15 protein-coding genes and 1 pseudogene are annotated in these 18,647 nt (G+C 71.3%); 9 read left to right on the forward strand and 7 right to left on the reverse strand.

Annotated elements, in window-relative coordinates; all coding sequences use genetic code 11:
- Positions 1 to 118: 118 nt before the first annotated feature.
- Both E6R60_RS10965 and E6R60_RS10970 read right to left on the reverse strand, forming a co-directional pair.
- Positions 119 to 856 carry an ABC transporter permease gene (locus E6R60_RS10965; RefSeq protein WP_206309375.1) on the reverse strand — a complete coding sequence of 246 codons (738 nt, stop codon included), beginning with the start codon at positions 854 to 856 and terminating at the stop codon, positions 119 to 121.
- A 2-nt stretch (positions 857 to 858) separates the two neighbouring features.
- Positions 859 to 1,821, reverse strand: coding sequence for an ATP-binding cassette domain-containing protein (locus tag E6R60_RS10970; protein ID WP_136326273.1), 963 nt, complete (start codon positions 1,819 to 1,821; stop codon positions 859 to 861).
- 106 nt (positions 1,822 to 1,927) lie between these two features.
- On the opposite strand from E6R60_RS10970, the gene E6R60_RS10975 reads away from it, so the two are divergent.
- The 3 genes from E6R60_RS10975 (at position 1,928) to E6R60_RS10985 (ending at position 5,385) form a co-directional block, all read left to right on the forward strand.
- On the forward strand, positions 1,928 to 3,103 hold the full coding sequence (locus E6R60_RS10975) for a sensor histidine kinase (protein ID WP_136326274.1): 1,176 nt from the start codon (positions 1,928 to 1,930) through the stop codon (positions 3,101 to 3,103).
- A gap of 81 nt (positions 3,104 to 3,184) precedes the next feature.
- The gene (locus tag E6R60_RS10980; RefSeq protein ID WP_136326275.1) at positions 3,185 to 3,835 is read left to right on the forward strand and encodes a response regulator transcription factor; all 651 of its coding nucleotides are present in this window, start codon (positions 3,185 to 3,187) and stop codon (positions 3,833 to 3,835) included.
- A gap of 392 nt (positions 3,836 to 4,227) precedes the next feature.
- A complete protein-coding gene (locus E6R60_RS10985) occupies positions 4,228 to 5,385 on the forward strand; it encodes an ROK family transcriptional regulator (RefSeq protein ID WP_136326276.1) in 1,158 nt (385 codons plus the stop codon).
- Positions 5,386 to 5,556: 171 nt separating this feature from the next.
- Here E6R60_RS10985 and E6R60_RS10990 read toward each other — a convergent pair whose 3' ends face one another.
- Together E6R60_RS10990 and E6R60_RS10995 are read right to left on the reverse strand one after the other, a co-directional pair.
- On the reverse strand, positions 5,557 to 6,324 hold the full coding sequence (locus E6R60_RS10990) for a GntR family transcriptional regulator (RefSeq protein ID WP_136326277.1): 768 nt from the start codon (positions 6,322 to 6,324) through the stop codon (positions 5,557 to 5,559).
- Between the two features lie 468 nt (positions 6,325 to 6,792).
- The gene (locus tag E6R60_RS10995; protein ID WP_136326278.1) at positions 6,793 to 7,677 is read right to left on the reverse strand and encodes an RNA polymerase sigma-70 factor; all 885 of its coding nucleotides are present in this window, start codon (positions 7,675 to 7,677) and stop codon (positions 6,793 to 6,795) included.
- A gap of 152 nt (positions 7,678 to 7,829) precedes the next feature.
- Between E6R60_RS10995 and E6R60_RS11000 the strand changes: the two genes are divergently transcribed.
- On the forward strand, positions 7,830 to 8,660 hold the full coding sequence (locus E6R60_RS11000; RefSeq protein WP_136326279.1) for an alpha/beta hydrolase: 831 nt from the start codon (positions 7,830 to 7,832) through the stop codon (positions 8,658 to 8,660).
- 57 nt (positions 8,661 to 8,717) lie between these two features.
- Here E6R60_RS11000 and E6R60_RS11005 read toward each other — a convergent pair.
- Positions 8,718 to 9,746 (reverse strand): annotated as a pseudogene (locus E6R60_RS11005) (DMT family transporter); the annotation flags it as partial.
- A gap of 80 nt (positions 9,747 to 9,826) precedes the next feature.
- On the opposite strand from E6R60_RS11005, the gene E6R60_RS11010 reads away from it, so the two are divergent.
- From E6R60_RS11010 to E6R60_RS11020, 3 genes are all read left to right on the forward strand, one after another.
- Entirely contained in the window at positions 9,827 to 11,209 is a 1,383-nt protein-coding gene (locus E6R60_RS11010) for a PLP-dependent aminotransferase family protein (RefSeq protein WP_136326415.1), read from the forward strand.
- A gap of 121 nt (positions 11,210 to 11,330) precedes the next feature.
- The gene (locus tag E6R60_RS11015; protein ID WP_136326280.1) at positions 11,331 to 12,911 is read left to right on the forward strand and encodes an alkaline phosphatase D family protein; all 1,581 of its coding nucleotides are present in this window, start codon (positions 11,331 to 11,333) and stop codon (positions 12,909 to 12,911) included.
- A gap of 199 nt (positions 12,912 to 13,110) precedes the next feature.
- Positions 13,111 to 14,517 carry a GNAT family N-acetyltransferase gene (locus tag E6R60_RS11020; RefSeq protein WP_136326417.1) on the forward strand — a complete coding sequence of 469 codons (1,407 nt, stop codon included), beginning with the start codon at positions 13,111 to 13,113 and terminating at the stop codon, positions 14,515 to 14,517.
- Here the strand turns inward: E6R60_RS11020 and E6R60_RS11025 are convergent.
- Positions 14,453 to 15,694 carry an aminotransferase class I/II-fold pyridoxal phosphate-dependent enzyme gene (locus tag E6R60_RS11025; protein ID WP_206309376.1) on the reverse strand — a complete coding sequence of 414 codons (1,242 nt, stop codon included), beginning with the start codon at positions 15,692 to 15,694 and terminating at the stop codon, positions 14,453 to 14,455. The genes E6R60_RS11020 and E6R60_RS11025 overlap by 65 nt on opposite strands.
- Positions 15,695 to 15,754: 60 nt before the next feature.
- Between E6R60_RS11025 and E6R60_RS11030 the strand changes: the two genes are divergently transcribed.
- Both E6R60_RS11030 and E6R60_RS11035 read left to right on the forward strand, forming a co-directional pair.
- The gene (locus E6R60_RS11030) at positions 15,755 to 16,276 is read left to right on the forward strand and encodes an Lrp/AsnC family transcriptional regulator (protein ID WP_136326281.1); all 522 of its coding nucleotides are present in this window, start codon (positions 15,755 to 15,757) and stop codon (positions 16,274 to 16,276) included.
- 35 nt (positions 16,277 to 16,311) lie between these two features.
- On the forward strand, positions 16,312 to 18,000 hold the full coding sequence (locus E6R60_RS11035; protein WP_136326282.1) for a DUF885 domain-containing protein: 1,689 nt from the start codon (positions 16,312 to 16,314) through the stop codon (positions 17,998 to 18,000).
- A 114-nt stretch (positions 18,001 to 18,114) separates the two neighbouring features.
- Here the strand turns inward: E6R60_RS11035 and E6R60_RS11040 are convergent, their stop codons facing one another.
- Positions 18,115 to 18,609 (reverse strand): rhodanese-like domain-containing protein, encoded by a 495-nt coding sequence (locus E6R60_RS11040; protein WP_136326283.1) that lies wholly within the window; start codon positions 18,607 to 18,609, stop codon positions 18,115 to 18,117.
- Between the last annotated feature and the right edge of the window lie 38 nt (positions 18,610 to 18,647).

The following is an 18,647-nucleotide window of genomic DNA, read 5'->3' on the forward strand; positions in this document are numbered from 1 at the left end:
CTTTGCCGTGTCAGGGGGCGCCGCACCCCACGGCAGGGTATCGACGCGGCACCACTGCGCCTTTCAGTCCCGTCGCTCTTCGGCGTACACCGGCCTCATGGCTACCCCTGTCCGACGTCTAGGCGTCCCGGCGCCGTAGTGCCCACCAACCGGCCAGCAACGCCGCACCGGCCCACGCGGCGGTGACGGCCAGCCCCGCCCACGGCCCGATGCTGCTGTCCGGATGCTGGTGCAGTACCAACTGCCCGGCGCGGTCCGGAAGATAGTCAGCCGCACCTCCTGCGACATCACCCACGACGAACGAGACGATCAGGATGAAGGGGATGAGCAGGCTGAGGACGGCAACCGCACTGCGCACAAGGACGGTCAGGCCGGCGGCGAGGAGAGTCATCAAGCCGAGATACATGCCGCCGCCCACAGCGGCTCTCAGCGCGCCGGGTTCTCCCAGCCCGATGGCGTACTCCCCCATGAACAACTGACCGGTCAGAAACGAGCTGAAGCTGGTGACAAGCCCTACGGCCAGGGCGCTCCCGCCGAGCAGCGACATCTTGACTGTGTAGAAGAGGGTGCGGCGCGGCACCGCGGTCAGCGACATACGCAGCGCACCGTTGACGTATTCCGACGAGACCGCCGTGGCTCCGAAAGATATGGCCGCGATCTGGCCGAAGTTCAGTGCGTAGAAGGCTCCGAAGACGAGATCCGCGTCCGCGTTGTCCGCCTCGGCCTGGCCGACGGTGGCGAAGCTGAGGACGGTGACGGCCATGGTGACGAGGAAGACCGCCGTCAGAGAGCCGGCGACGGAGCGCACCGATCTGATCTTGATCCACTCGGAGTGCAGGACTGCGGTGGGTGACATGGTCAGGCCTCCTGTCGGATGGCGGACGCGGATGCGGAAGCGGACGCGGACGCGGCGGTCCCGAACTCCGCAGCTCCTGCGGTGAGATCCAGGTACGCCTGTTCCAGCGTGGTCTGCTCGTCCATGAGCTGAAGAACCGGGAGGCCCAGCGTGGCGGCGAGCGCGCCGATCTCGTGTGCTCTCGCCCCTTCCACGGTCCAGCGCCCGCCTTCACCCTGCTCAGCCCGGTATCCGCTGCGGGTGAGGGCGGCTTCGAGCCGAGCAGTATCAGACATGCACACCCGCACCAGCACCCGGCTCCGGCTCCGGGAGTCGAGGAACTCCCGCATCGGGAGGTCGGCGAGGAGGCGGCCCCTCCCCAGGACGATCAAATGGTCTGCGAACGACGACGTCTCGTTCATCAGATGGCTGGAGACGAGCACCGTGCGGCCCTCCCTGGCCAGCCGCTTCATCAACTCACGTATCCAGATGATGCCTTCCGGGTCCAGCCCGTTCGACGGCTCGTCGAGCATGACCACGTCCGGGTCGCCGAGCAACGCCGCCGCTATGCCGAGACGCTGACGCATACCCAGGGAGAACGTCTTGATCCGCCGGCCCCCGACGTGGCCGAGTCCCGTCTCCTCAAGGACTTGCTCAACTCTTGTGCCACCCATCCCATTGCTCACCGCCAGCGCGAGCAGGTGATGGCGCGCCGTCCGTGAGCCGTGGGCGGCCTGCGCATCGAGCAGCGCCCCGACACGGTGCAGCGGATCATCCAGCGCCGCGTAGGCCTGCCCGCCAATCGTGGCGGTGCCGCCGGTGGGCCGGTCCAGGCCGAGGACCAGTCGCATGGTGGTGGATTTCCCCGCCCCGTTCGGCCCGAGGAAGCCGGTGACCCGGCCGGGGCGCACGCTGAACGTGAGGCGGTCCACGGCGCGGGTCGCGCCATGGTCCTTGGTGAGTTCGTTGACGTCGATGCTGGTCATGACCTCAGCCTGGCCTCAGCGCGGGCAGCGGTCCTCCCCCGATGGGGTGGATCATCTCCCTCGCTCGGGGGAGCCGTCGCACCGAGTTCGCTGACACGATGGCAGCATGTCCAGCTTCCTCCGCCGCCTGTTGGCCTCGCCGGTCACCTACACCCGGTGGCTGCATCTCCTTCTGCCCGGCGCCGCCGTGAGCGTCTGGCTGTTCATCTCGACGGACACTCCGTGGGTGCCGGTGGTCCTCGCGGCTCTCGTGGGGCTGATTCCCGGAATGCGCCTTGCCGAGGGGGTCCAGGCACAGCTGCTGCTCACGCCCGAGCAGCGGGGCAACCCCCAGGCAACCATCTCGGCCGCTCCCTCCACTTCATGGTCGGAGCGGTGGCGGACCTCACTCTGGCTGGAAATACGGCTCGTGTGCGCCGCGCTGGCGGGGATGGCGACGGTATGGCTGTCGGCCACGGCGGTCGACCTCATCCGCTCAGCGCTCGGGGCAGAACCGAGCGCCGACTGGTTCGCCGCCGGGCTGGGCTCGCACTGGTGGGCGGCGCTCCTCGCGCCGGTCCCCTTGGTAATGCTGCTCGCCGTCGTCGTGAGCTGCGGGGAGCTGATCACCGCTGCAGCCCGGTGGCTGCTCGGACCAACCCCGAAACAGCGGATGACCGCGCTGGAGGAGCGCACGGAACAGCTGCTCGAACGCAACCGGATAGCGCGCGAGTTGCACGACTCGATCGGGCACGCCCTGACGGTCGCCGTCGTACAGGCCGGTGCGGCCCGGGCGGCGCATGACCCGGAGTTCACCGAGCGGGCGCTGGTGGCGATCGAGGAGACGGGCCGTGATGCACTGGACGACCTCGAACGAGTGCTGCGGGTGCTGCGCGAATCGGGCCCGCCATCGGGGCAGCGGCCGTCGTTGAGCGAAGCAGACCGTCTGCTGGACTCCGCTCGCGGTTCCGGGGCAAAGGTCGATGCCGATGTGTCCGGGCCACTCGAACAGGTACCGGCGCCCGTGTCCCGCGAGGGCTACCGCATCCTGCAGGAAGCGCTCACCAATGTCCTGCGTCACTCGGGATCGGTTGCTGTCCGGGTCCGCATCACCGTTGCCGACGGCCGGCTCGAGCTCCAAGTGACGAACCCACTCGCCGGTTTGACCGGTGCCCCGGGGGGCGGAAGCGGGCTGAGGGGGATCAGGGAGCGAGCCGCCCTGCTGGGCGGCAGTGCCAAGACCGGACCGCACAAGGGGGAATGGAGGGTGCACGCGAGCCTTCCTCTGCACCCCATACCTTGACTGGGGGCGTCTGCCTGGCTGCAGGCACATACCTGACCGGAAGCCGCATACCGCGACTGAGATGGCACATATCCTGGCGCGATGCCGGTTACCGTTCTTCTCGTCGACGACGAACCCCTGGTCCGCGCGGGACTGCGCGCGGTCCTGGAAGCCCAGCCCGACATCGAGGTCGTGGGCGAAGCCGGTGACGGCGCCGCGGTGATCCCGTTGGTGCGTCAACTGCGTCCTGATGTGGTGGCGATGGACGTTCGTATGCCACTGATGGACGGCATCGAGGCGACTCGGGTGGTGCTGCGGACGGTGCCGGATCCGCCGAAGATCCTGGTCGTGACGACGTTCGAGAACGATGAATACGTCTACGAGGCGTTGCGAGCCGGCGCGGACGGCTTTCTCCTCAAGCGTGCCCGGCCGGCCGAGATCGTGCACGCGGTACGGCTGGTGGCGGAGGGCGAGTCCCTGTTGTTCCCGGCTGCCGTCCGACAGCTGGCCGCGGAGTACGGCACGAGCAAGGCGCGGGAGGCCATGGAGCGGGCTTCCCTCACGGAAAGAGAAGCGGCTGTGCTGCGGCTGATGGCCCGGGGCCTCTCCAATGCCGAGATCGCGGCCCGCCTGGTGGTGGGCGTCGAGACGGTGAAGTCCCACGTCAGCGCTGTGTTGGCCAAGCTGGGCGCCCGCGACCGTACCCAGGCGGTCATCGCCGCCTACGAGTCCGGATTCGTCGCCCCGAGCTGATGCGGAAGTTACCGAACCTGCCAGTTGCCGAAACCGGGAGTCCCCGAAAAAACGAGAGCGGCCGACGGCCGGAGTGGCCGAAGCCCGGAGTGGCCGAAGCCCGGAGTGGCCGAAGCCCGGAGTGGCCGAAGCCCGGAGTGGCCGAAGCGAGAGTGGCCGAAGCCCGGAGTCGCCGAGCGGTTTCCCCGTGCTCTCGGAAGGCCTGATCGCCTGGGGTCGCCCATTCCTCCGCGCTGGCACCGGGTGGCGCCCGGTGGCCATACGGGCTGAGGCCACGCGGTCCTCGCGAACCGACACAGGGTCGTGCCTGCGGCCTTGACGCCCACGGTCGCCGCGGCCATGAGCAACGAGTACGATCCGCCTGACATGCGCACGAGCTGGGAGGACACACCGTGGGCCGGCTGACCGGTGGGGACCCGTCGTTGCTGCGTCGGATCAATTCCGCGGTGGTCCTGCACGCCCTTCGCGGTGCGGAATCCCCGACCCTTACCGACCTGACCCGGATCACAGGCCTTTCCCGGCCCACGGTCGAGGGCGTCGTGGAAGGACTGTTCGAAGCCGGGCTGGTCGTCGAGTCGGCTCCGGACGGCGCCGAGGCACGGCGCCAGGGGCGTCCGGCCCGGAGATTCCGCTTCCGGGCGGAGGCGGGGCATCTCCTGGGCATCGAGATCGGTCCGCACCGGGTCTCGGCGTTGCTGTCGGGGCTGGACGGCCGAATCATCGGCGCCGGTTCACGCGAGGTATCGGAGACCGCCTGCGCGGACGACCGCCTCGAAAAGGTGCGGACCGTGGTCGCGGACGTCCTGCGCCGGACGGGCGTGGCCCGCAGCAGTCTGCGAGCGGTGGGCGTGGGCAGCCCTGGCATCGTGGAGGCCGACGGCACCGTCCGGCTGGGAACCGCTCTTCCGGACTGGACGGGGCTGGCACTCGGCGAGCGCCTGAGACGCTCGTTCCGGTGCCCCGTGCTCGTGGAGAACGATGCGAACGCGGCAGCGGTCGCGGAGCATTGGAAGGGGGCGGCCACGGAGTCCGACGACATCGTGTTCGTGCTGGCGGGTCTGAGCCCGGGAGCGGGTTCCCTGATCGGCGGGCGGCTGCATCGCGGGTTCGGTGGAGCGGCCGGCGAGATCGGCGCCCTGCACCTCCTCGGTCGTAGTGCCACGCCGGAGAGACTTCTGTCGACGACGGACACCCCCCTCGACCCCCTCGACGAGCACGCGGTCGCGGCGGTGTTCGCCAAGGCGCGACGTGGCGACGAGCAGGCGCAGGCGGCTGTCGAGCGGTTCATCCAGCGTCTTGTGCACGACGTGGCGGCGCTGGTCCTCGCGCTCGATCCGGAGCTGGTGGTCATCGGCGGCTGGGCCGCCGGGCTGGACGGAGTGCTGGATCCGCTCCGCGATGAGCTGGCCCGCTACTGTCTGCGGCCCCCGAGGGTGACCCTGTCGCTGCTCGGCGAAGCTGCTGTGGCCACAGGTGCGCTGCGGCTGGCGCTCGACCACGTCGAGGAGCAGCTCTTCGCCGTAGAGGGAACGGTGACGGCCCGCCGCTGAAGGCGACGGGCCGTACGGTGCACTCCCCGGCGCGCGGTCATCGGGTAACCGGGTAACCGGGTAACCAAGTGTCCGGCAACCGCCATCCCGAAACCGCCCTTCGGCATGGGGCATCCGGAATCCCGCATGCGGGATCCGGCACCCAGCCGGAGCGGCAGGGATCAGGGCGCGTCAGGATGCCTGGCGGGGCTTGTCCTGGTGGCTGATCTGCAAGTCGCCCGAGTCGCCGAAGGTGAGGCGGCAGGTGTCGGCCCGGTACGTGGCGACGGAGACGGCTGCTGTACCACCGGCCGCGAGGTAGCGGGTCGTCACGACGAGGACGGGGGCGCCCGGGAGCCGGTCGAGCTCCTTGGCGTCGTCCGCGCGAGCCGAACCGAGCTCGACGGAACGGTCCTGTCCGTCGAGGCCGAGCCGGTGCAGTTCACGTACGACACTGCGGGCCCTTGCGGGACCGGACGGGGTCTCTATGGCCGAGAGGTCCGGAACGGAGGCCGCCGGTACATAGAGCAGCTCCGCCGCGACCGCCTGGCCGTGCGTGAGGCGGATCCTGCGCACGATGTGGACGGGCTCGTCGGCTGCCACGTCCAGCATGTCGGCCACGACGACGGGTGCGGCTGCCGTCCGGCAGTCCACCGACTGCCACGCCTCGCCGGCACCGCCCCCGGTCCAGTCGCGCTGCGCGGTGGAGACGGAGACGCCCACGCGCGGCGGCGCGACGGTGGTGCCCACCCCGCGGCGGCGTTGGAGCCGGCCTTCGAGTTCGAGCTGCTCCAGTGCCTGCCGGAGCGTGGCCCGGGCGACGCCGAACCGGGCGGCGAGCTCGCGCTCGTTGGGGAGGATCTCCCCCACCGCGAAGTCCGAGTCGAGTGCCTCACTGAGCACGGTCTTGAGGTGCCAGTACTTCGGCTCCTGCACCGTTTCCAGCTGCGTGGTCCCCACCCTGTCCTCCGCAATCGCCCAGCGGCTTTTCCGCGACGTTATTTATTAAAGGTTCCTGTCTTAACGTGGAGACCATAGGACGGCGCACCCCCTTGGTCAAGACCAATCCTCGGGCTCTGGGCGCACGAACCGGCGATTTGCCGCGCAGCGTTCACAGGACGTTCGTCCAAGACATGCGCCCTGGCGGGCGCTGGACAGCGCAAAGCTCCACGTCCGGAGAGGGTTTGCGGGTTTCGCATTCACGGCTGACCGGCCGGCACGGCCTTCCGCCCCTGAGGGGGCAGCGTTCTGCAGGGAGCACTCGGCGGCAGCGGCAACCGCTCGCTCCGCTCCGCCCGGCCGACCGACGACCGAGGGACCGACGACCGAGGGACCGACCGATCTGCCGATCTGCTGATCGTCCGGCCGCCCGACTACCTACCTACCTACCTACCTACCTACCTACCGCCCGCCCGTCCATCCGAGCGACTACTCGCCGGTCAACGTGGTGAGCTTGTCAGGGTTGCGCACGATATAGACACATTGGATGGCACCGTCTCGCACATCCACCTGGATCACGGAGTCCGGCTTTCCGCCGGAGAGGATGAGCACCGCCGGACCGCCGTTCAGCTCCAGGAAGCGGACCTCCAGGTCGGGGATCTGCCCCTGCGCGACGCCGACGAGGAACCGTCCGACCTTGTCCGCGCTCTCCAGAATCCGCAGCGGCGCCTTCGACCTCCCGCCGCTGTCCCCGACGAGCCGCACGTCCGGGGCGAGCACCGCGAGCAGTGCGTCGATGTCGCCGCCGGCCGCCGCGGCGAGGAAGCGTTCCGTGAGGTCACGTCGCCGGGCGGGATCGACGTCGTAGCGGGGCTTGCGCTCCTCGACATGACGGCGGGCCCGCCCGGCGAGCTGGCGGACGGCCACCTCGGTCCGGTCGAGCGTCGTGGCGATCTCCGCATACGGAAAGCCGAAGGCCTCGCGCAGGACGAAGACGGCACGTTCGAGCGGGGACAGCGACTCCAGGACGACGAGTACGGCGAGGGAAACGGACTCGGCGAGCACGGCCCGCTCGGCCGTGTCGGGCACGGTGGGGCCGAAGTCGGTGACCAGCGGCTCGGGCAGCCACGGTCCGACGTACGCCTCGCGCCGGGCTCCGATCCGGCGCAGCCGGTCGATGGCGAGGCGGGTGACGATACTGACGAGAAAGGCGCGCGGCTCCCGCACCTCCTCCCGAGAAGCCGCCGACCAGCGGAGCCAGCCCTCCTGGACCACGTCCTCGGCGTCGGCGATCCGGCCGAGCATGCGGTAGGCGACTCCGATGAGTACGGGCCGGTGCTCTTCGAAGACGTCGGTCGCGGTTTCCGTGGTCACCGTCCCATCCCAGCCGACGCGTCGCAGCGTGTCCAGTTCCCCTCCCCCGCCCCCTTGAACTCCAAGCTACCTGGCGGTAATTGTTGCTGACGGAATGTCTAAGCCGCTCGCAGGCGCGGAATCCTCGTGTCTCATCACCCGGGAGCACCTCCATGACCACCACGGTCTCGTTCACCGTCGAGTCACCCCGAGGACCGCGCACCGTGTCCGTCGCGTACGAGCGGTCGGGTTCCGGCGAGCCCCTGCTGCTGCTCCACGGCATCGGCCACCACCGTCAGGCCTGGGACCCGGTGGTCCCGGTCCTGATGCCGGAACGGGACGTCATCGCGGTGGATCTCCCCGGTTTCGGCGCCTCCCCCGGGCTGCCCGAGGGCCTGGCGTACGACCTGCCGACCGTGGCTCCGCTCCTCGGGGCCTTCTGCGCGGCGATCGGAGTGGACCGCCCCCACGTGGCGGGGAACTCGCTCGGCGGGCTGCTGGCGCTGGAGCTGGGGCGCCAGCAGCTCGCACGCTCGGTGACCGCGCTCTCGCCCGCCGGCTTCTGGACGGATTCCGAGCGCCGGTACGCGTTCGGAACGCTCCGCGCCATGCGGCTGGCGGCGGAATCGATGCCCCTGCCCCTCATCGAGCGGCTGTCCCGCACCGCCGCCGGCCGTACCGTCCTGACCAGCACCATCTACGCCAGGCCCGGGCGGCGCTCACCGGACGCCGCCCGCGCCGAGACCCTGGCGCTGCGGCACGCGGCCGGCTTCCACCTGACCCTGGCCGCCGGACGGGACGTCCGGTTCACCGACGACGTGCCGGGGCTACCGGTGACGATCGCCTGGGGCGGCCGCGACCGGCTGCTCCTGCGGCGCCAGGGCGTCCGGGCCAAGCAGACCCTGCCCGGTGCCCGGCTGGTCCGGCTTCCCGCCTGCGGCCATGTCCCGATGAACGACGACCCGGCTCTGGTGGCGCGGGTGATTCTCGACACCAGCCGCTGAATCCGCCGCCCGATCGCGGCTCCGGCGGCTCAGGACGCCCGAGCCGATCGCCACCCCGGCCCCCACGAGGCAGCTGCCCGCCGCCTGCGCGAGGCCGTACGAGCCGGAGCCGACGATGGGTGCGGTGAGCGCGGCGGCGACGGGGATCAGCCCGAGGAACAGCGTGGCGCGCTCCGCCCCGATGCGCTGCAGCCCGCGGTACCAGCAGACGAACCCGATGACGGTGACCACAGCGGCCTGCCAGACCAGCGCGGCCGCCTCGCCGGGCGTGGGGACACGCACGAACCCCGTGCCGTCGACCAGCAGGCCGAGAACCGTCGACTCCACCGCGGCGACCGCGCAGACCGTGGCGGACAGCAGCTTGGGTCCCAGCGGACGCAGCACCGGCACGGCGATCAGGGCGAAGCCCACCTCACCGGCCAGCGCCCCGACGGAGAAGACGATGCCCGCCGTGTCGGTCTGACCCCAGCCCTGCACGGTGAACGCGCCGATGGCGACCAGTCCCGCGGCGCAGAGCACGGCACGCGTGGGCCTGCGCCGGGATGCCAGCGGCACGAGTACCGCGACCAGGATCGGCGCGCATCCGACGAACACGCCCGGCACGGCCGGTTCCGCCGACCGTTCGGCGGCCAGGACGGCCAGGTTGAAACCGACCATGCCCACGGCGGCCAGGAGCGCGAGCCTCCCCCACTGCCTGCCGGTGAGGGCTCGGAGCACATCGGTCGGCGGGGGCTCACCGGCCCTGTTCAGCAGAGGCAGGAGCAGCAGGGCGGCGAGGCCGTAGCGCAGTGCCTGGCCACCGGCATACGGATAGTCGCCGAGAACACTGTTCGCGGTGAAGGAGGCACCGACGAGGACGGAGGCGAAGGCGGCGAAGGACGCGCCACGCAGATAGGTCACATTCATGACATTCACGCTAGGCGGCCGGGCGGCCCGGTTTAAGGTCCACATCCATGACGTCTTCGGGGACCACTTCCACATCGGCCACAGCCGGCGGCGCCCGGAAGGGCGCGACATCGGCCCGACGCGGCAGCACGAAGGAATCCCCCGCACCCACAGCCGGCGGCGCCCGGGACACCGCGGCATCGGCCCCACCCGTCAGCACGAGAGAATCCTCCGCGCCCGCAGCGGGCGGTGCCCAGGCATCGGTGTCGGCCGCCTGGGAGCTGTTGCTCCCGGCCGCGTCGGCCCCCGCGCGCGGGCGTGGCCGGGCCCTGCAGTCCGCGCTGCGCGAAGCGGTCCGCTCGGGCCGTCTCGTACCGGGCACGCGCCTGCCGTCCAGCCGTGCGCTCGCGGCCGATCTCGGCGTGTCCCGCGGTCTGGTCACGGAAGCCTATGAACAGCTGACCGCCGAGAGCTATCTGCGCAGCGGACACGGCTCGGGGACCTGGGTGAGCGGATCGGTGCGGGCCGCGAGGGGCGGGGCACGCGATCTCGCCCCGCGCGCCCCCGGCACCCGCATCGACTTCCGGCCGGGCACGCCGGACCTGTCCCTGTTCCCGCGCAGCGCCTGGGTCGCCACCCATCGTTCGGTTCTCGGGCGGCTGCCGCACAGCGCGCTGGGCTACCCGGACCCGCGCGGGCTGCCGGAGCTTCGTGACGCCCTGGCCGCGCTGCTGACGAGGCGCCGCGGTGTGGTGGCCGATCCGGAGCGCCTGCTGGTCTGTTCGGGCGTCGCCCAGGCCACGACGCTGCTCGGCTTCGTCCTGCGCGGGCGGGGTCTCGAGACCGTCGGCGTCGAGGATCCCGGGAGCCCCGAGCACGCCGCCCTCTTCGCGTCGGCGGGGCTGGCCACGGCGCGGCTGCCGCTCGACGACGAAGGGCTGGCGGTCGGGCCCCTCGTACGCTCCGGCGTGCGCGCCGTCGTGACCACCCAGGCTCATCAGTTCCCCACCGGCATCGCGTACTCCGCCACCCGCCGCAGCCGGCTTCTGGACTGGGCCCGGGAGACGGACGGTGTCATCGTGGAGGACGACTACGACGGCGACTTCCGTTACGACCGTGCCCCCGTCGGCGCTCTCCAGGGCCTTGACCCCGAGCACGTCGCGTACACCGGTTCGGTGAGCAAGTCCCTGGCGCCCGGCCTGCGGCTGGGCTGGCTGCTGGCGCCGGCCTCGATGACGGACGAGATCGTCGACCGCAAGCGGACCATGGACATGGGCAACCCGGCCGTCGACCAGGCGGTGCTGGCCGACTTCATCGTCCGGGGAGGCTACGACCGTCAGCTGCGCCGCTGTCAGCGCGCCTACCGGGAGCGTCGTGACGTCCTGACCACGGCGCTCGCCGAGCACTTCCCGGGCACCGAGGTCAGCGGTATCGCGGCGGGACTGCACGTCATCGCCCGGCTGCCCGCACGGTACGGACCCGAGGGGGATTTCGTGAGCCGTGCGGCGGAGAACGGGATCGCCCTGCGGCTCCTGAGCGACTGCGGCGACGCACGGTCCACCGACGGATACGTGGGCCTGGTGATCGGCTACGCACATCTGCCGCCGGCAGACATCGAGCGTGGCGTGAAACTACTCGCCGCCTGCTCGGCCGGCGGCGGCTGAACGGGCTTCGATGCACGGCGGACCCGGTATTCATCCCCCGTTGGTGTGCCCGCCTCCGCCGGAGGCGAGGGTGGGCCGGTCGCTCAGCAGTCCGTACGCCCGAACCGCCGGAGGCTCTCCGATGCCGTACCGTCCACGAATCCCGTCCCCGGACCGCCGCACCCTGCTGCGCGGCTCCCTGGTGGCCACGGCCGCTCTCACGCTCCCCGTGGCGGGTGCGGCGGCCCCCGCCTTCGCACGGTCCGGCCGTCCCGACGCGTCCTGGGGCGTGCAGGTGGGGGACGTCACGTCGTCCTCCGCTCTCGTGTGGGTGCGCTCCGACCGGCCGGCCCGGATGGTGGTGGAGACGTCGGCGACCGAGTCCTTCCAGCGTGCCCGCGTCTGGCACGGCCCGCTGCTGGGCCCGGGTACCGACTTCACCGGAACGACGCCGCTGTACGGCCTGCCGCCGGGCGAGCAGGTGCACTACCGGGTGACGCTCGCCGACCCGGACGACCCGCGCCGCACCGGTCGGCCGGTGTACGGCGCCTTCCGGACCGCGCCCGCACGCCGACGGGACGGGGTGCGCTTCCTGTGGTCCGGTGACATCGCGGGCCAGGGGTGGGGCATCAACCCGGACATCGGGGGCTACCGGGTCTACGACGAGATGCGCCGCCTCGACCCCGACTTCTTCCTCTGCAGCGGCGACAACATCTACGCCGACGGGGTCATCGAGCCGCGTGTGACGCTGCCCGACGGACGTGTCTGGCGCAACGTCACCACCGAGGAGAAGGCGAAGGTCGCCGAGACGCTCGCCGAGTACCGGGGGAACTTCCGCTACAACCTGCTGGACGACAACCTGCGGAAGTTCAACGCGCAGGTGCCCTCGGTGATCCAGTGGGACGACCACGAGGTGCGCAACAACTGGTACCCGGGACAGATCCTCGACGACGTCCGGTACACCGAGAAGAACGTGGACGTGCTGGCGGCTCGTTCGACGCGGGCCTTCCGCGAGTACTTCCCCGTGTCGACCCTGCACGGCTCCCCGGGCGGGGACCGGGTCCACCGGGTGGTGCGGCACGGCCCGCTGCTCGACCTGTTCGTCCTGGACATGCGGACCTTCCGCAACGCCAACTCTCCCGGCCGTCAGCCCGACGACACCACCGGGATCCTGGGAGCCGCCCAACTGGAGTGGCTCAAGCGCGAACTGTCCGAGTCCCGGGCGGTGTGGAAGGTGATCGCCGCGGACATGCCCCTCGGACTGGTCGTCGCCGACGGCGCCACGGACTTCGAGGCCGTGGCGCAGGGCGATCCCGGGGCTCCGCTCGGCCGCGAACTGCAGATCGCGGAACTGCTCCGGTTCATCAAGCACCGCCGGATCACCGGCACGGTGTGGCTGACGGCGGACGTGCACTACACCTCGGCCCAGCACTACGCCCCCGAGCGGGCGGCGTTCAACGATTTCGCGCCGTTCTGGGAGTTCGTCACGGGACCGCTGGCGGCGGGCCAATTCCCTTCCAACGCCCTCGACGGCACGTTCGGCCCCGACCGGGTGTTCGTTCAAGCGCCCGATCGGGCGAACGTGTCGCCGATGGAGACACCGGCGCTGTTCGGTGAGGTCGACATCGACGGTGAGAGCGGCGAATTGACGGTGCGCCTCCGCGAGCAGGGCGGATCCGTGCTGTTCAGCAAGGCCCTTCAGCCCGGGCGAGTGGGGCAGTGAGCAGGGCGCGCCGGCATCCGGCCACGCGCCCGGCCATGGTCGCGGGCTCCACGCCCCCCACCGCCCCCATCTCGCTGAAAATCGCCTTGCCAACCGGCCAAAAACAGACGATAGGCGACTAGATCCACACTTAACCCATCGGTCACAAGGCGTTCGTGATCAGGCAACACCGCTCGGTCAGTGTGGGGTCATGACTGATGTGACCTCCGCGAAGAGTGCCCGCCGCCCCCACCACTGGCGGCGGGACCTCATTGAACTCGCCGCCCTGTTCACGGCCGTCGCCATCGCCGACGCGATCGCCAACCTGATCGGACACCAGCCGGGCGGCCCGTCCCTGCTCATCGCCGCGGCGGTGGCGCTGAGCGCCACCGCCGCGTTCCACACCTGGTGGGCGCGACGCCACAGCCACGCACCGCCGCCGCCGGATGCCGACGGCCCGGCCGCCGCGTACGAGCCCTCCGCGCAGAAGGTCACGGCGGCCGGCGCCCCGTCGCCCGGCTCCGCGGCCGACGCCGAGACGGTCCTGTGGCGGATGCGCACCACGGTCCGGGACGCGCCCGGCAGCCTGGCGGCGCTCTGCACCGTGCTGGCCCGCCACCGGATCGACATCCTGACCCTGCAGACGCACCCGCTGGCGGAAGGCACGGTCGACGAGTTCCTGCTGCGTGCCCCGGCCTCGCTGCCCGCGGCGCAGCTGACCCGGGCGATCTCCGAGGCGGGCGGCCGCTCCACCTGGATCGAGCGCGCGGACACCCATGATCTGGTGGACGCTCCGACCCGGGTCCTCGGCCTCGCCACCCGCACCGCCCTGGACGCCGCCGAACTCCCCCTGGCCCTGCGCCAGCTGCTGGGCCGGTGCACCATCCACTCGCTGCCCGCCGTGTCGGTCACCGGACGCGCCACCGGTGAGAGCGCGCCCGTGGAGGGGGTGCTGGAGGAGACGGTGATGCGGCTGCGTGACCCGTCGGGCGGCGTCATCACCGTCGAACGCCCCTATCTGCCCTTCACTCCGACGGAGTTCGCGAGGGCGCGCGCCCTGGTCGAGCTCGACGCCCGGCTCGGCCCCCGCGTCCCGCGCAGCGAGCACGTACTCACCCTGCCCGAGGGCAACGCGATCACCGTGCGCCGGGCGGACCGCGATGACCTCGAAGCGGCCCGGGCCATGCACGACCGCTGCTCGGAACAGACCCTGCGGCTGCGCTACCACGGACCGGTCCGCGACGCCGACCGCTATCTCGAACACCTGCTGAGTCCGCGCTTCGGGCGCACCCTCGCCGTGCAGACGGCCTCCGGCCGGACGGTGGCCCTCGGCCATCTCCTCTGGGACGGCGACGAGACCGAGGTCGCCCTGCTCGTCGAGGACGACTGGCAGCGCCGCGGCATCGGCTCCGAGCTCCTCGGCCGGCTGGTGGCGCTCGCCGTCGAGGCCGGCTGCGAGAGCGTCTACGCCGTCACCCAGGCATCGAACACCGGGATGGTCGCCGCGATGCGCGCGCTCTCGCTGCCGCTCGACTACCAGATCGAGGAGGGAACGCTCGTGATCACCGCCCGGCTGGGCGCGACTCCGGTACGTTCCCTGCCACCGTACGAGCAGGCTGAGCGCTGACCACCTGCCGCACGGGCGCCTCGCCGCTCAGGGCCTGGCACAGATCGGCCCACAGGTCCTCGACGTCCTCCAGCCCGACCGACATGCGCAGCAGACGGTCGCCGACCCCCGAGGCCTGCCGGTCTCCTTCGTCCACGATGCGGTGGCTGATGGAGGCCGGGTGCTGGATGAGTGTGTCCACACTGCCGAGACTGACCGCCGGCGTGATCAGGCGCACCGCGGCGATCACCCGGTGCGGGTCCCCGTACACCTCGAAGGAGACCATCGCACCACCCAGTTCCGGGTAGTGCACGCGGGCGATCCGCGGGTCGGCGGAGAGGCGGCGGGAGAGCTCCGCGGCGTTCGCGGACGCGGCCCGGACCCGCACCGGGAGCGTGGCGAGACCGCGCAGCAGCAGGTACCCCGCCATCGGGTGGAGCACCCCGCCGGTCGCGAACCGCACCTGGCGCAGCCGGGCCGCGAACTCCTCGTCACAGGCGACGACCCCTCCCATCACGTCCCCGTGGCCGCCCAGGTACTTCGTCGCGCTGTGCAGCACGATCCGGGCGCCGTGCTCGACGGGCCGCTGAAGGATGGGGGTGGCGAAGGTGTTGTCGACCAGCAGCGGCACCGAACCGCAGGAGTGGGCGACCGCCCGGATGTCCACTTCGGCGAGGGTCGGGTTCGCGGGGGTCTCGACGATCACCAGTCCCGTGTCGGGGCGGATCGCCTCGGCGATGCCCGCGGGATCCGTCCAGGTCACCTCCGTGCCGAGGAGCCCGGCACCGAGGAGGTGGTCACTGCAGCCGTAGAGCGGGCGCACGGCCACCACGTGGCGCAGCCCCATGCTCGCGCGGGCGAGCAGGACGGCGGTGAGCGCGGCCATCCCGCTGGCGAACGCCACGGCGCTCGCGGTCCCTTCGAGCCGGGCCAGGGCCGTCTCGAAACGGGCGGTGGTCGGGTTGTCGAGCCGCGCGTAGACGGGCGGGCCGTCCAGCCGGGCGCCCGTGGAAGCGAAGGAGTCGATCCGTTCCGCCTCCCCCCTGGAGTCGTACGAGGGGTAGGTGGTGGACAGGTCGATCGGCGGGGCGTGCAGGCCGAGAGCCGCGAGGTCCTCGCGTCCGGCGTGCACGGCTTCGGTGGCCTGCGCCCGGTACGGGGGTATCGCCGAGGGCGCCATCGAGGAGTGGTTGTCCATGCACCCCACTCTGAACAAGGACCGGCACGGGTGGTCCGAAGCCCGTGCTACGTTCGGCGAATGACCGATTCTGTCGCTCTCGACACGGTGGATCTGCACATTCTGCGGCTGCTGCAGAACGATTCCCGGACCACGTACCGCGAGCTCGCCGCCGAGGTCGGGGTCGCCCCCTCGACCTGCCTGGACCGGGTCACCAGGCTGCGCCGTACGGGCGTCATCCTCGGACACCAGTTGCGTCTCGATCCGGCCAGGCTGGGGCGCGGTCTGGAGGCGTTCCTCTCGGTGCAGGTCCGGCCGCACCGCCGGGAGCTCATCGGCCCGTTCGTCGACCGGATCAGGACCCTGCCCGAGTCGCGCGCCCTCTTCCATCTGACCGGCCCCGACGACTACTTGGTCCATGTCGCGGTGACCGACACCGCGGATCTTCAGCGCCTGGTCCTCGACGAGTTCACCTCGCGGCGCGAAGTGGCCCGCGTGGAGACGCGGTTGATATTCCAGCAGTGGGAGTGCGGTCCGCTGCTGCCGCCTTCGGCCCGGACGGCCGAGGGCGGTCCGGGTCAGGCCCATGGTGCCGATCGGTAGTGACGCGGAGGCCCTCCCCGTACGAGGATGTCCACATGTCAGACACTTCCAGCAGCGCGCTGCCCCGCCAGGTCGCCGACACCTATGTCGACGCGTTCATCGAACTCGACCCCATCTCCGGCACCTATCTGGGTGTCGCGGAGAGCTCGCGCCGCCTTCCCGACTTCTCCCCCGCCGGCCAGGAGGCACTGGCCGACCTCGCCCGCACCACACTCGCGCGGCTCGACCGCGCGGAGCAGCTTCCCGGCGCGGCCGACGACGCCGAGCGTCGCTGCGGCCGTCTCCTGCGTGAGCGCCTGACGGCCGAACTCGCCGTCCACGAGGCCGACGAGGCGTTGCGGGCCGTTTCCAATCTGCACTCGCCGGCCCACTCGATCCGTGAGGTGTTCACGGTGACGCCCACCGATACGGACGAGGACTGGGCGGCCGTCGTCGAGCGGCTCGGGGCGGTTCCGGCCGCACTGTCCGGCTATCGCGAGTCCCTCGCGCTCGGCCTGGAGCGGAAGTTGTACGGCGGTCCGCGCGCCACGGCGACCTTCATCGGCCAGCTCGACGAATGGGTCGGGGGCGACGGCACGAAGGGGTTCTTCCAGGACTTCGCCGCCGCCGGCCCGGACTCGCTGCGCGCCGAGCTGGACGCCGCCGCCGCGCAGGCCACCCGCTCGCTGGAGGAGCTGCGGGAGTGGATGCGCGAGGTGTACGCGCCCGCGATCGAGGGTGAGCCGGACACGGTCGGACGCGAGCGGTACGCCCGCTGGTCGCGCTACTTCAACGGAACCGACCTGGATCTCGACGAGGCGTACGCCTACGGCTGGTCCGAGTACCACCGGCTGCTCGCCGAGATGCGCACAGAGGCCGAGAAGGTACTGCCGGGCGCGGGTCCCTGGGAGGCGCTGGCCCACCTCGATGTGCACGGCAAGCACATCGAGGGCGTCGACGAGGTCCAGGCCTGGCTGCAGGGGCTGATGGACGAGGCGATCGAGGCGCTGGACGGGACGCACTTTGAACTCGCCGAGCGGGTCCGCAGGGTGGAGTCCCGGATCGCTCCTCCCGGCGGCGCCGCGGCGCCGTACTACACGGGTCCCTCCGAGGACTTCTCGCGCCCCGGACGCACGTGGCTGCCGACGATGGGCGAGACCCGGTTCCCGGTGTACGACCTGGTCTCCACGTGGTACCACGAGGGTGTGCCCGGTCATCATCTCCAGCTCGCGCAGTGGGCCCATGTCGCCGAGAGCCTCTCGCGCTACCAGGCCTCAATCGGCATCGTCAGCGCCAACGCCGAGGGCTGGGCGCTGTACGCGGAACGTCTGATGGACGAGCTGGGTTTCCTGCCCGACGCCGAGCGCCGGCTGGGGTACCTGGACGCCCAGATGATGCGGGCCTGCCGGGTGATCGTGGACATCGGCATGCACGCGGAGCTGGAGATCCCGGCCGACTCCCCGTTCCATCCCGGAGAGCGGTGGACGCCGGAGCTGGCCCAGGAGTTCTTCGGCAACCACAGCGGCCGGCCCGCCGACTTCGTGGAGAGTGAGCTGACCCGCTACCTCTCGATGCCGGGTCAGGCCATCGGCTACAAGCTGGGCGAGCGTGCCTGGCTGCTCGGCCGGGAGAACGCCCGCGCGGCGCACGGGGACGCCTTCGACCTCAAGTCCTGGCACATGGCCGCCCTGTCCCAGGGGCCGCTGGGTCTGGACGACCTGGTCGACGAGCTGTCGAAGCTCTGACCGGACCGCCGGCGGGCCCCGGACGTGGAGACCGGGCCCGCCGGACGGTGACGGCACCGGCCCGTTGCCGGCGACGGGCCGGGTCAGCGGGAAACGGTGCCGGCGAGGGACGGGTCAGCACCCGCAGTCGCCGGATGCCTCCGGTGCCGTGAGCGGGTCGGCGGTGCGCCGCTCGCGCCCCTCCCACGTCTCGAACTCGAAGCCCTCGCGCGCCCAGTACTCGAAGCCGCCGAGCATCTCCTTGACCTGGTAACCGAGTTCGGCGAGGGCGAGCGCTGCACGGGTGGCGCCGTTGCAGCCGGGGCCCCAGCAGTAGGTGACCACCGGCACGGCGGGGTCGAGGAGTCGGGGGGCCTGCTCGGCGATGAGCGCCGTCGGCAGGTGTACGGCCCCGGGAACGTGCCCCTGGTCCCAGGACGCCGCGGAACGGGAGTCGAGCAGGACGAAGCCTGGGTCCCCGTCGGCGGCCAGGGCCGCGGCGACGTCCGAGACGTCGGCGTGGAAGGCGAGCGAGGCGCCGAAGTAGGCGGCGGCCGCGGCCGGAGCCGCGGGCGGGACGCGCAGGACGGGGTTGATGGCGGGGGCGTGAGCGGCGGGCTGCGTAGTCATGGGGGAAATCTACGGTCGGCGGCTGCCCATCGGAAGGA

Source organism: Streptomyces sp. A0642, assembly GCF_004795105.1.
GTDB lineage: Bacteria > Actinomycetota > Actinomycetes > Streptomycetales > Streptomycetaceae > Streptomyces.